This window comes from Kitasatospora sp. NPDC091207, assembly GCF_044768625.1.
Taxonomy (GTDB): Bacteria; Actinomycetota; Actinomycetes; order Streptomycetales; family Streptomycetaceae; genus Kitasatospora.
This window is the reverse complement of the sequence record NZ_JBIVVS010000008.1, coordinates 254,443-267,290: the sequence shown is the minus strand read 5'-3', so window position 1 is coordinate 267,290 and position 12,848 is coordinate 254,443. Positions and strand designations below refer to the sequence as shown.

The 12,848-nt window shown below is 75.4% G+C and carries 10 protein-coding genes; 7 read left to right on the top strand and 3 right to left on the bottom strand.

Annotated elements, in window-relative coordinates; all coding sequences use genetic code 11:
• Positions 1–32 precede the first annotated feature (32 nt).
• Entirely contained in the window at positions 33–1,301 is a 1,269-nt protein-coding gene (locus ACIQTO_RS16965; protein ID WP_402388401.1) for a metallophosphoesterase, read from the bottom strand.
• A 275-nt stretch (positions 1,302–1,576) separates the two neighbouring features.
• On the opposite strand from ACIQTO_RS16965, the gene ACIQTO_RS16960 reads away from it, so the two are divergent.
• From ACIQTO_RS16960 to ACIQTO_RS16935, 6 genes are all read left to right on the top strand, one after another.
• Positions 1,577–3,028 carry an amino acid permease gene (locus ACIQTO_RS16960; RefSeq protein ID WP_402388368.1) on the top strand — a complete coding sequence of 484 codons (1,452 nt, stop codon included), beginning with the start codon at positions 1,577–1,579 and terminating at the stop codon, positions 3,026–3,028.
• 161 nt (positions 3,029–3,189) lie between these two features.
• On the top strand, positions 3,190–4,122 hold the full coding sequence (locus ACIQTO_RS16955; RefSeq protein ID WP_402388367.1) for an EI24 domain-containing protein: 933 nt from the start codon (positions 3,190–3,192) through the stop codon (positions 4,120–4,122).
• 569 nt (positions 4,123–4,691) lie between these two features.
• On the top strand, positions 4,692–5,360 hold the full coding sequence (locus tag ACIQTO_RS16950) for a transglycosylase SLT domain-containing protein (RefSeq protein ID WP_402388366.1): 669 nt from the start codon (positions 4,692–4,694) through the stop codon (positions 5,358–5,360).
• Positions 5,361–5,731: 371 nt separating this feature from the next.
• Positions 5,732–6,088, top strand: a complete 357-nt coding sequence (locus ACIQTO_RS16945) for a hypothetical protein (RefSeq protein ID WP_402388365.1) — start codon at positions 5,732–5,734, stop codon at positions 6,086–6,088.
• 207 nt (positions 6,089–6,295) lie between these two features.
• The gene (locus tag ACIQTO_RS16940) at positions 6,296–7,330 is read left to right on the top strand and encodes a glycosyltransferase family 2 protein (RefSeq protein ID WP_402388364.1); all 1,035 of its coding nucleotides are present in this window, start codon (positions 6,296–6,298) and stop codon (positions 7,328–7,330) included.
• A 151-nt stretch (positions 7,331–7,481) separates the two neighbouring features.
• Positions 7,482–10,370, top strand: a complete 2,889-nt coding sequence (locus tag ACIQTO_RS16935; protein ID WP_402388363.1) for an FAD-binding and (Fe-S)-binding domain-containing protein — start codon at positions 7,482–7,484, stop codon at positions 10,368–10,370.
• Between the two features lie 52 nt (positions 10,371–10,422).
• Here ACIQTO_RS16935 and ACIQTO_RS16930 read toward each other — a convergent pair whose 3' ends face one another.
• Both ACIQTO_RS16930 and ACIQTO_RS16925 read right to left on the bottom strand, forming a co-directional pair.
• Positions 10,423–10,887: a CBS domain-containing protein gene (locus tag ACIQTO_RS16930; protein WP_402388362.1), complete on the bottom strand. Its 465-nt coding sequence runs from the start codon at positions 10,885–10,887 to the stop codon at positions 10,423–10,425.
• Complete coding sequence (locus tag ACIQTO_RS16925) at positions 10,884–11,891, bottom strand: SPFH domain-containing protein (protein ID WP_402388361.1); 1,008 nt, start codon at positions 11,889–11,891, stop codon at positions 10,884–10,886. The genes ACIQTO_RS16930 and ACIQTO_RS16925 overlap by 4 nt, the downstream gene beginning before the upstream one ends.
• Before the next feature lie 144 nt (positions 11,892–12,035).
• Here ACIQTO_RS16925 and ACIQTO_RS16920 point away from each other — a divergent pair, with 144 nt between their 5' ends.
• Entirely contained in the window at positions 12,036–12,845 is an 810-nt protein-coding gene (locus ACIQTO_RS16920) for a uracil-DNA glycosylase (protein ID WP_402388360.1), read from the top strand.
• The last annotated feature ends 3 nt before the right edge of the window (positions 12,846–12,848 follow it).

Here is a 12,848-nt window from a genome sequence, read left to right as displayed (position 1 = left end):
CCGCGCGGGCCCGGGCGGCGGGCGGCGGGCGGTCAGGCCTGGAGCGAGGCCAGCGTGACGATGGTGATGTCGGACGGCGCGCCGACCCGCACCGGCGGACCCCAGGCCCCCGCGCCACGGGTCACGTAGAGCTGGGTGTCGCCGTAGCGCTCCAGGCCGGCGACGGTGGGGTTGGCCAGTTCGGCCAGGTAGTTGCCGGGCCAGAGCTGGCCGCCGTGGGTGTGGCCGGAGAGCTGGAGGTCGACGCCGTGCCGGACGGCATCGTGGACGGTGACCGGCTGGTGCGAGAGCAGCACCGAGGTGCGGGCCCGGTCGCGGTCGCCGAGCGCCCGGTCGAAGTCCGGGCCGTCGCCCTCGGTGCGGCCGGCGAGGTCGTTCACCCCGGCCAGGTCGAAGCCCGCGAGCTCCACCCGGGCGTTCTGCAACGGGTGGACCCCCAGCTCGCGGACGAAGTCCACCCAGGGCGCGGCACCGGAGAAGTACTCGTGGTTGCCGGTGACGAAGTAGGCGCCGTCGCGTGCCCGGAGCCCCGCCAACGGCTCCGCGGCACTGCCGAGTTCGGCCACCGAGCCGTCGACCAGGTCGCCGACGATCGTGATCAGGTCGGGCTGGGCGGCGTTGATCGTGTCGACGATCCGCCGGGTGTGGTCCCGCCCGAGGATCGGCCCGAGGTGGATGTCGCTGACCACCGCGATCCGGTAGCCGTGCGCCCGGGCGGGCAGCTTCGCCAGCGGAACGGTGACCTGCTTCAGGCGCGGCCCGCGCAGCACCCCGTAGGCGCCCGTGCCGACCACGGCGGCGGCAGCGCCGGAGGCGCCGATCGCGAGCGTCCGGGCGACGAAGAGCCGTCGCGCGGGCGAGGGCACGGCGGGCGGCGGCGAGGCGGACGGCGGCGGGGTCGGGGTCTCCTCGCCGGGCGCCGCGGCGTCGTCCCCGGCAGCGGCAGCGACGGCGCCCGGCACCGGCTCCGGCGGGGTCGCGGCCCTCGGGCGCGGCAGCCGAAGCAGCAGCGGCCGGAGGGCCTCGCCGACCGCCAGCGCCATCAGCAGGTAGAGCAGCACCGCCAGCCAGAGGTAGCCCGGCCAGGCCAGCCAGCGCTCGACGGCCAGCGGGAACGCCCGCCCGCCGACCAGCGCGCCCACCGAGAGCAGCGGCAGGACGACGGCCAGGGCGGTGCCCGTCCGGCGCCACCACCCGCCCGGAGCGGAGACGTCGCGCACCAGGCGCCGCCAGAGGTACCAGTGCGCGAGGGCCAGGACGGCGAGGACGGCGAGCAGACCGAGCACCAGGAGGACGATCATCACGCCGCCAGTATGAACGGCCGCCCAAGGAGCTCCGACGACGGCCCCCGAGCCGCCCGGGGCGGCTGGCGATGCGTCAGATTTGAGCTTTCAGCCGACCCACTTCACCTGTGCTGACCTGGCACTTTGTGTCCGCTGAGCGGACAGTTCCCGAGGCCTTGTTCCGATACTCGTAGGGAGAAGTTAAGTTGCACCGCAATGCGCGGGTCCGTCCCCCCACCCTCCGGCGAACGAGCCGAGGGGCAGCCGCGCTGGAAAGGCACAGGGCACCCTCGATGAGTGCGGAAACCACCACCTCGGCCGGCTCGCCGCCGTCCGATGCCGCTCCGCAGCAGCAGCTCCACCACGGTCACGGCGCCGACGGGCACCTGAAGGCCGGGCTCAAGAACCGCCACCTGTCGATGATCGCGATCGGCGGTGTGATCGGCGCCGGGCTGTTCGTCGGCTCCGGCGCGGGCATCGCGGCCACCGGCCCCGGCATCCTGCTCTCCTACACCCTGGCCGGCGTGCTCGTCGTCCTGGTGATGCGGATGCTCGGCGAGATGGCCGCGGCCGACCCGCAGAGCGGATCGTTCTCGGCGTACGCGGACCGGGCCCTCGGCCGCTGGGCCGGCTTCTCCATCGGCTGGCTGTACTGGTTCTTCTGGGTCGTGGTGCTGGCCGTCGAGGCCACCGCCGGCGCGAAGATCCTCAACAACTGGGTCCCCGGCGTGCCGCAGTGGGCGTTCGCCCTGATCGTGATGGCGGTGCTGACCGCCACCAACCTCTTCTCGGTGGCCTCCTACGGCGAGTTCGAGTTCTGGTTCGCCGGCATCAAGGTGGTGGCGATCGCCGCCTTCCTGGTGATCGGCACGCTGGCCGCGTTCGGGCTGCTGCCCGGCACCCACGCGGTCGGCACCGAGAACCTGACCGGCCACGGAGGCTTCCTGCCGCACGGTGTGGGCGCGGTCTTCACCGGCATGCTCACGGTCGTCTTCGCCTTCATGGGCAGCGAGATCGTCACCCTGGCCGCCGGCGAGTCGGAGGACCCGGAGAAGGCGGTCAGCAAGGCCACCAACAGCGTGATCTGGCGCATCGGGATCTTCTACCTGGGCTCGATCCTGCTGGTCGTGACCCTGCTGCCGTGGGACTCCGCGGCCGTCAAGGGCAGCCCCTACGTGGCCGTGCTGGAGCACGTCGGCATCCCGGGCGCCGGCCAGGTGATGGACGTGATCGTGCTGACCGCCGTGCTCTCCTGCCTCAACTCGGGGATGTACACCGCCTCCCGGATGGCCTTCTCGCTCGGCCAGCGCGGCGACGCCCCCAAGGCCTTCGCCTCGGTGACCAAGCGCGGAGTGCCGCGGATCGCGATCCTCGTCTCGGTGGTCTTCGGCTTCGTGGCGGTGTTCTTCAACTACACCTCCCCCGACACCGTGTTCTCCTTCCTGCTCAACTCCTCCGGCGCGGTGGCGCTCTTCGTCTGGCTTGTGATCTGCTTCTCCCAGCTGAAGATGCGCAAGATCATCGAGCGCGAGTCGCCCGAGCGCCTGACCGTCCGGATGTGGCTGTACCCGTACCTCACCTGGACCGCGATCGGCATGATCGGCTTCGTGATGGCGTACATGTTCACGGACGCCGACGGGCGCAAGCAGATGTACCTGTCGCTGGTCGCCGCAGCCATCGTGCTGACGGCATCGGCCGTGGTGGGCCGCAGGCGACGGGCTGCGGCGGTGGCACCGGCTGCCTGATCCGGGCACGCCGCCCGCACACCGGGCCCGGGAGCCGTTGCGGAGGCTCCCGGGCCCGGCGCCGTCTCCGGGCCCGGGCCGCCCCCGGGCCCCACCGCCGGTGCCGGACCGGGACGGGACCGGGATGACCCGCTGACGGCCAGCCCCTACCCTTTCCCCCTATGCGAGATCTTGCAGCGGGGTTGGGGTACCTGGCCAAGGGCCAGAAGTGGGTGGGCCGGCACGGCCGCTGGTGGGCGTTCGGGATGATCCCCGCGCTCATCACCCTGGTCGGGTACGTGGTGGCGCTGGTGTTCCTCGGCGGCTGGTCGGAGGACCTCGCGCGGTGGGCCACGCCGTTCGCCGACGGCTGGGGCTCGCCCTGGCAGGGGCTGCTGCGCACCGCGCTCGCCGCGATCGTCTTCGGCGGCGGGCTGCTGATCTCCGTGATCACCTTCACCGCGGTCACGCTGCTGGTCGGCCAGCCGTTCTACGAGTCGCTCTGCGAGACGGTCGACGAGACCGAGGGCGGGGCGCCCACCCCGCCGGAGGTCCCGCTCTGGCGCGAGCTGGTGGTCTCGGCCCGGGACAGCCTCCACGTCCTCGTCCGGGTGGCCGGGTTCGGCGTCCTGCTGTTCGGCTGCGGGTTCATCCCGGTGGTCGGGCAGACGCTGGTACCGGTGGCCGGCTTCCTGGTGTCCGGGTTCTTCCTCACCGTCGAGCTGACGGCGGTGGCCCTGCAGCGGCGCGGAGTGCCGCAGCGCGAACGGATCCGGCTGCTGCGCGCCCGGCTGGGGCTCGCCTTCGGGTTCGGCGTACCGCTGATCCTGGCCTTCCTGGTCCCGCTGGTGACCGTGCTCGCGATGCCCGGCGCGGTGGCGGGCGCCACCCTGCTGGCCCGCGACCTGGTGCCGGTGGAGGACACCGACGGCGAGACGGACGAGCCGGACGCGGCACCCGCCGGGGAGGGCGTCCCCGAGGTGCCCGGGTACGGCGGGCGGCGGCCGGTGCCGGGGAACCCGTACGCGGCGGGCTCCTTCGCGGCCGGCCAGGACACGGCCGGGCCGTACGGCGGCGGGGCGGGCGCCGGGCAGAACCCGTACTCCTCCCGTTGAGGGCCCGAGTACTGCGGCCGTGACCGCCCGGTCACGGCGGGTCGCCCTCGGGCGGCCGTGCTGTGAGGCCGCCCACACGACTCCACGCCGCTACTGCCCTCGATAGTTGTCGGCGCGCCGGCGACACCCCGCCGGCCGGTGGGGAGGCGGCGCGGGGCCCGGCCGACGGGGCGGGCGCCGACGGCCCGCACCCCGAAGAACGCAGGCCACCGGGCCGATTCACCTCTTTCTCCGACGGACGGGCGGGCGAGCACCCGTCCGTCGTCCGGATCGGACACCTCCCCTCGAAGCGCCCGGCCACGGTCGGGCGCTTCGCCGTTTCCGCCGCCCCACCGACTACCCGCCGTAGTAGTGGTTGCCTTTGCCGCCCGCGCCGGGCTCTGCGAAGAATGGCCAGTCGCCAGGCAGCGCGGACCGGTCCGTCCGCCGCGCACCCCGCCCGCCCCGCCGTCACGGCCGGGGTGCCATGGCCGTCCCGGACGGCATCGCGGGCCCTGTCCGCCCGTGCCCCCGTGCCGCCGGCCCCGTGCCCGCGGCACCGCCCCCGACGGAAAAGGATCGTCCGCTCCATGCAGCTCAGCCATGCCCGCCGCAACTCGCTGATCACCGGTATCACCACCCTCGTGGTGGCGGGTGCGGCCACCGCCGCCCTCGCCGTCCCGCAGAGCGGCGGCAACGTCGCCGAGGCGGCCGCTCCGGTGGCCGGGGTCTCCGTGGACGGGCAGCCGGTGGCCGCCCAGGCCGACGCGGCCGCAGCCGACGCCGCCGCTGCCGCCGCCCAGGCGCAGGCGCAGGCCGAAGCAGACGCCGCCGCGCAGGCCCAGGCCGCCGCCCAGGCGCAGGCCGAGGCCGACGCGAAGGCCCAGGCGGACGCCAAGGCCAAGGCCGACGCGGAGGCCGCCGCCTCCCGCTCCCAGGAGCGCGCCGCGCTCAACGCCAAGCCCGCGTACTCCGGCAGCCCCCGCGAGATCGCCGCCCAGATCGTGCCGGCCGGCCAGCTGCAGTGCTTCAGCAACATCGTGTCGCGCGAGAGCAGCTGGAACCACCTCGCCGTCAACGCCTCCTCCGGTGCCTACGGCCTGGTCCAGGCCCTCCCCGGCTCCAAGATGGCCTCCGCCGGCTCCGACTGGCGCACCAACCCCGCCACCCAGATCACGTGGGGCCTGGACTACATGAACTCCCGTTACGGCAGCCCCTGCGGCGCCTGGTCGTTCTGGCAGACCCACCACTGGTACTGAGCCGACCCCGCCACCGGCACCGAGGACCCCGCACGGCAGCGCCCGCGCGGGGTTCCCCGGCCGTTCCACCCCAGGGGTTCCCGGGCCGCCCCCGCAGGGCGTGGCGCAGCGCCGGGAGGTAGCGCCGGACGCTGAACCGACCCCGGCACCGGCTCCAAGGGCCCCGCACGGCAGCGCCCGCGCGGGGTCCCCGGCCGTTCCGCCCCAGGAGTTCCGGGGCCGTCCCGGCGCCCGGGCCGCAGACGGCGGAACGGGCCGCCCCCGCAGGGCGTGGCGCAGCGCCGGGAGGTAGCGCCGGGCGATGTCATCGGTCGGGAGCGAAGCGACCGGTTCCAGGCGCAACACCTACCGGGCCATGCTCAGGCCCCCAGGTGGGAGGCGAACTCGCAGGCCCGCCGACGGGCGTCCGCACCGCCGATCCGGGTGGCGATCCGGTCGATCACCTCGCGCTGGACCACCTCGCCGACCAGTACCCCGGCGGCCCGGTCCTGCGCGGCGCCGGTTACCGGAGCACCCGCGACGTCACGGGCCTGCCGCCGCGGGTGGCCGACGCGGCCCGCCCGTCGCTGGCCGCCGCCGGCCACCTCGGCGGTCCGGTGGCCGGGCGCGCCCGGGCCGCGTTCGTCGACGGCACGCACCTCACCAGGGTCACCGCGACGGCGGTCACCGCGGCGCCGGCCGCCGTCGCGGTGACCCTCCTGCTCCGGCGGCCGGACAGCGGCCGCTGACACCCGCTCCGCCCCGAGCCGGCCGCGGCGACCTGGCCGCGGGCCGGCTGGTCGGCGCCGCCGACCCCGGTGCGCTGCCGACGTGTACACGTCCGGCATGACGGGTGAAGATATGGCGCACGCCCGTACGATTTGACGCGGATTGATCAGAATTACAGGCCGTCAGCGCTTTGCCACCTTCCGCGTGCGCTCCTACGCTCCGGCCTCATGCCCTCACCCCTGATCAGCGTCGTGCTCCCCGCCTACGACCAGCAGAAACAGCTGACGGAATGCCTGGACTCGCTCCTCGCGCAGTCCTTCCGCGACTTCGAGGTCATCCTGGTCGCGGACCGGTCCCCCGACTCCCCGGCCGACCTCGCCGACGCCTACGCCGCACGCCACCCGCGCGTCTCGGCGCTGCACCTCAACGCCGCCGTCGGCGTGGGCGTCAGCCGCGACGCGGGCGCCGCCCGGGCCGCCGGCGAGTACCTGCTCTTCCTGGACGCCGACCACCTGCTGCCCCGGGACGGACTGCAGTCGCTCGCCGACCGGCTGGCGCAGACCGGGCCGGTGGACGTGCTGCTGTTCGGGCACACCCGGCGGCACGGCGGGCGGGACTGGCCGGGCGGGGCGGAGGCGCTGCTGGCCGGGGCCGGGCCCGAGGTGACCGGGGCGGCCGGCCGGCCCGGTCTGCTCGGCGCACCCGCGCTGATCTGGGACCGGCTGCTGCGGCGGGACTTCTGGCAGGACCGCGCGATCACCTTCCCGGACGGGCGCTACGAGGAGATCCCGGCCGTGCACCGGGCCGTGCTCACCGCCGGACGGATCGCGGTACTGCCGCGCGCCTGCGTCCAGCTGCGGCGCCGGGAGACCGTCCACCCGGCCGGCTCGCCCGGCAGCAGCCAGTTCGACATCTTCGACCAGTACGAGCGGAGCTTCGCCCTGCTCGACGAGGTGGCGGCCTGGCAGCCTGAGCTGGAGGCCGCCCGGGACGCCCTGTTCACCCGGATGATCCGGCACTACCTGTTCGTGTTCGACCTGGCCGGGTGCGTGGCACGGGCCGAGCGGCCGCAGTTCTTCCACCGCGCCGCCGAGCACCACCGCCGCTTCCAGCCGGCCGGGCACCGGCGGCCCGGCGGCCGGGAGGGCGTGAAGTTCTCGCTGCTGGCCGGGGGCGCCTACCCGGCCTTCGAGATGGCCAAGCTCTCGCACATCGCCAAGGGCACGCTCACCGGGTCGGCCCGGCGCCGGACCCCGGCCTGACGGCGGGCGACGGGCGGCAGGCCTGCGGCGGGCAGCCGCCCGGGGCGGCCGGCAGTCCGCCGGCCGCCCACCGGGGTGGCCCGTACCGGGCGCGGCGTCCGGCTGGAATGATCGGCCGCGGTACGCCAGCCCGCCCCCCGGGAGGACCCACGTGAGCCGACCGTCCGCCGCCCCCGGCGCCGACCTCGCCCGGGAGCTCGCCGCCACCCTGCGCGGCGAGGTCCGCTTCGACGCCGCCGAACGCACCGTCTACAGCCACGACGCGTCCAACTACCGTCACCCGCCGCTCGGGGTGGTCAAACCGGCCGACCTGGACGACGTGCGGACGGCGATGGCGCTCTGCCGCCAGTACGGGGTGCCGGTGGTGCCGCGCGGCGCCGGCACCAGCATCGGCGGGCAGGCGATCGGCCCCGGCGCGGTCGTCCTGGACTTCCGGCGCCACTTGGGCGCGGTGCTCGACGTGGACCCGGACCGCCGCACCGCCCGGGTCGAACCGGGAGCCGTGCTCGACCACCTCCAGCGGGCCGCCCGCCCGCACGGACTGCGGTTCGGGCCGGACCCGTCCACGCACAGCCGGTGCACCCTCGGTGGCATGATCGGGAACGACTCCTGCGGCGCCCACTCGGTGGTCTGGGGGCGCACCTCCGACAACGTGGAATCCCTCGACCTGCTGCTCGCGGACGGCACCGAGCTCACCGTCGGCGGCCCGCTCGGGCCCGCCGAACGCGCGGCACTGCGCGCACTGCCCGGCCGCGCCGGCCAACTCCACCGAGAACTGCAGGAGTTCACCGAGCGCAACCTCGCGGTGATCCGCCAGGGCATGCCGGACCTGCCGCGCCGCACCTCCGGCTACCCGCTGGACGCCCTGCTGCCCGAGCGCGGCCACCACCTCGCCCGGGCGCTCACCGGTACCGAGGGCACCTGCGCCCTGCTGCTCGGCGCCACCGTCCGGCTGGTCGAGGACCCGCCCGCCCGCGCCCTGGTGGTGGCCGGCTACCCGGACGAGACGGCCGCCGCCGACGCCGTACCCGCGCTGCTGCCGCTGCGCCCGCTGACCGTCGAGGGGATGGCCGCCGACCTGATCGAGGCGCTGCTCGCGGCCGGGCCGCGCCCGCCCGCGCTGGACCGGCTGCCCGAGGGGGCCTGCTGGCTCTTCCTGGAAGCCGGCGGCGCGACGCCCGCCGAGGCACTCGACGCGGCCCGGCGACTCGCCGACGCCGTCCGGCGGGAGCGCTCCGCCACCGCCGCCGTCGTCACCGACCCGGGCGAGCGGCGCCAGCTCTGGGGCGTGCGCGAGGCCGGCGCCGGGATCGTCACCCGGCTGCCCGGGGGCGGCGAGGCCTGGCCCGGCTGGGAGGACTCGGCCGTCCCGCCGGAGCGGCTCGGCGACTACCTGCGCGACCTGCGGGCGCTGCTGCGCCGGCACCACCTGCGCGGCGTCCCGTACGGGCACTTCGGCGAGGGCTGCGTCCATCTGCGGATCGACTTCCCGCTCACCGCGCCGCACGGGCCGGCGGTGTTCCGGGAGTTCCTGGAGCAGGCCGCCGACCTCGTGGTCTCGTACGGGGGGTCGCTCTCCGGCGAGCACGGCGACGGGCAGGCCCGCGCCGAGCTGCTGCCCCGGATGTACCCGCCCGGGATCATCGCGCTCTTCGGCGGGTTCAAGCGGATCTGGGACCCGGAGAACCTGCTCAACCCGGGCGCCCTGGTGGACCCGCGCCCGCTCGACGCCGACCTGCGCCTGGCCGGACCGGTCCGCGCGCTGCCGCTCGCCCTGCCGTACGACCAGGACGACGGCAGCCTGGCCAAGGCCGTGCACCGCTGCGTCGGGGTGGCCAAGTGCGTGGACCCCGACACCGGGGTGATGTGCCCGAGCTACATGGCCACCGGCGAGGAGCGCCACTCCACCCGGGGCCGGGCCAGACTGCTCGCCGAGATGCTGCGCGGCGAGCTGATCCCGGACGGCTGGCGCTCGCCGGAGGTCCGGGAGTCGCTGGACCTCTGCCTCGGCTGCAAGGGCTGCGCCGGCGACTGCCCGGTCCACGTCGACATGGCCACCTACAAGGCCGAGTTCCTTTACCAGCACCACCGGCGCCGCCCCAGGCCGCTCCCGCACTACTCGCTGGGGTGGCTGCCGCTCTGGCTGCGGGCCGTCGCGCTCGCCCCCGGCGCGGCCAACCTGATCGCCCGCTCACCCGCCGCCGGCCCGCTGAAGCGGCTCGGCGGGGTCGACCGGCGGCGGCCGGTCCCGGTGTTCCCGCCCGAGACCTTCACCCGCTGGTACCGCCGCCACCGCGCCGCGCACCCCGCCCCGGCGGGCGCCCGGCCCGTCCTGCTCTGGCCCGACACCTTCTCCGAGCACCTGCAGCCGAACGTCCTGCGCGCCGCCGTCGAGGTGCTGACCCACCTGGGCTTCGACGTCCGGCTGCCGGCCGGACCGGTCTGCTGCGGGCTCACCTGGTACTCGACCGGCCAGCTCGGCACCGCCCGGCGGGTGATGCGGCGCAGCCTGCGGGCGCTCGCCGGCACCGGCCTGCCCGCCGACACCCCGGTGGTCGGCATGGACCCGAGCTGCACCGCCACCCTGCGCGAGGACCTGCCCCGGCTGCTCGGCGCCGAAGGCCGACCGCTCGCCGAACGGACCCGCACCTTCGCGGAGTTCATCGACCGGTACGCGCCGGACGCCCCGCTCCCCCGGCTCCCGGTCGACGCCGTCACCCAGACCCACTGCCACCAGCACGCCGTCCTCGGTACTGCCGCCGACCGGCGGGTGGAGGCCCGCACCGGCCTGCGCAACCAGGTACTCGACTCCGGGTGCTGCGGCCTGGCCGGCAACTTCGGCTTCGAGCGGGGCCACTTCGAGGTGTCCGTGACGATCGCCGAACGGGTCCTGCTGCCCGCGGTGCGCGCGGCCGGCCAGGACACCGTGATCCTGGCCGACGGCTTCAGCTGCCGCACCCAGATCGCCCACCTCGCCGAGGGCCGCCAGGCCCTCCACCTCGCCGAACTGCTGCAGCGGGCCCTGCGGGAGGGATCCTGAGCGGTCCCGGGATCCGAACCACCGCGGTCCGGCAGGCCCCGGCCCGGCGACGCTAGGCCGTCTGCGGCTCCTGCACCTCCGTCGACCGCGGCGGCTCCTCCGCGCAGACCGCCGAGACGAACTCCGCCAGGCGGGCCTGCGGCAGGCCGCGCGCGATGTCCGCCTCGCTGATCATCCCGACCACCTCGTGCTCCGGGTGGTTGATCACCGGCAGCCGGCGCACCCGGTACTGCTCCATCATCCGCAGCACCTGCTCGGCGTCCTCGTCCGCCTCCACCGTCATCGGGCGGCCCTGGGCGATCTCGCCCGCCGTCACCTGTTCGGGGTCGCGGCCCTCGGCGACGCACTTCAGCACGATGTCCCGGTCGGTCACGATGCCGAGCAGCTTCTGCCGCTCACCGCAGATCGGCAGTGCGCCGACATCGCGTTCGCGCATGATCCGGGCGGCGGCGGCGAGGGTCTCGTGCTCGCCGACGCACTCCGCACCCGCGTGCATGATGTCGCTGGCTCTGGTCATGATCGGCCTCCTGACGTGCCTGCCACTCCCGTCCCTCCATCGTGGTCCGGGCCCGGGGGCACCGCCACCGGGGCCTGCCCGGCGCGGGCGGCCCCGTCCGCCCCCGTGGCCGGACCGTCCAGCGGCGAGTGCTCCAGCAGGTTCTCCAGCGGGGGCAGTTCGAGTTGCTCCACCTCGGCCGGCTTCGGCGGCTCGACCACCGGCGGGGCGTCCGCCTGCTCGCCGCCGCCGCCCGCCGTCCTCCGGTTCGCCTCCACCGCGCTGTCCAGGAACCGCAGCAGCTCCACCGGGAACGGCAGCACCAGCGTCGAGTTCTTCTCCGCCGCCACCTCCACCACGGTCTGCAGCAGGCGCAGCTGGAGCGCCGCCGGGGTCGCGCTCATCACCGCCGCGGCCTCCGACAGCCGCGCCGAGGCCTGGTACTCGCCGTCCGCCGTGATGATCCTCGCCCGGCGCTCCCGCTCGGCCTCCGCCTGCCGGGACATCGAGCGCTTCATCGACTCCGGCAGGGCCACGTCCTTGATCTCGACCCGGTCGATCTCGATGCCCCAGCCCAGCGCCGGGCTGTCGATCATCAGCTCCAGGCCCTGGTTGATCGGCTCGCGGTTGGCCAGCAGGTCGTCCAGCTCGCTCTTGCCGATGATCGACCGCAGCGAGGTCTGGGCGACCTGCGAGATGGCGAAGCTGTAGTCCTGCACGTTGACGGTCGCCTTCACCGGGTCCTCCACCCGGAAGTAGACGACCGCGTCCACCCGGACGGTCACGTTGTCCCGGGTGATGCCCTCCTGGGCGGGGATCGGCATCGTCACGATCTGGACGTTCACCTTGCGCAGCCGGTCCGCGACCGGCATCAGCCGCACCAGCCCGGGGCCCTGGACCTGCTCGCGCACCCGGCCGAAGCGGAACACCACGCCCCGCTGGAACTGCTGCACGACCCGGACGCTCAGCCCGGCCCACACGGCCACCAGTCCGACAGCCGCCAGCACCGCATCGAATATCAGCATCGCGGTCTCCTCGCGCGCACCACCGCGCCGGCGGTCGCCGCCCCGGCCCGGCCGGGGGCCGCCGGAGCAGCCGGTTCCACGCTACGCCTGCGAAGGCGCCGCCGGAACGGCCGCCCGCCGCCCGCCGCCCCTAGGATCGTCCTCATGCCCCAGCCCGCCGACGAAGGCCCGGCCACCGACCCGGCGGACCCGCGCCACCCGGCCGCGGCCGCCGCCCGCGCGGGCGCGCTCCCCGCGCTGGACCGCGTCGTCACCCACTGCCGGGCCTGCCCCCGCCTGGTCGCGTGGCGCGAGGAGACCGCCCGGACCAAGCGCCGCGCGTACCTGGACTGGGACTACTGGGGCCGGCCGATCCCCGGCTTCGGCCCGCCCGACGCGCCGCTGGTCCTGGTCGGCCTCGCCCCCGCCGCGCACGGCGGCAACCGCACCGGCCGGATCTTCACCGGTGACCCGTCCGGCGACCTGCTCTACGCCGCGCTGTACGAGCTGGGCCTGGCCAATCGGGCGGAGTCCGTCCGGCACGGGGACGGCCTTCGGCTGCACGGCGTCCGGATCACCGACCCGGTCCGCTGCGCGCCGCCCGACAACAAGCCGACCACCGCCGAACGGGACACCTGCCGTCCGTGGATCACCCGTGAGCTGGCGCTGCTGCGGCCGACGGTCCGGACCGTCGTCGCGCTCGGCGGGTTCGCCTGGCAGGCGCTGCTCCCGGCGGTCGCCGCCGCCGGCTGGCAGCTGCCCCGGCCCCGCCCGGTCTTCGGGCACGGCGCCCACGTGACCCTGCCGGCCGCCGACGGCGGGCCGCCGCTGGAGCTGTACGGGTGCTATCACGTCAGCCCGCGCAACACGAACACCGGCCGGCTGAACCCCGGCATGCTGCGCGGACTGCTCCGCACGGCCGCCCGCTCGGCCGGCCTGGACCCGCGCCCGGAGCGGCCGGCCCCGGCCGGCTGAGCA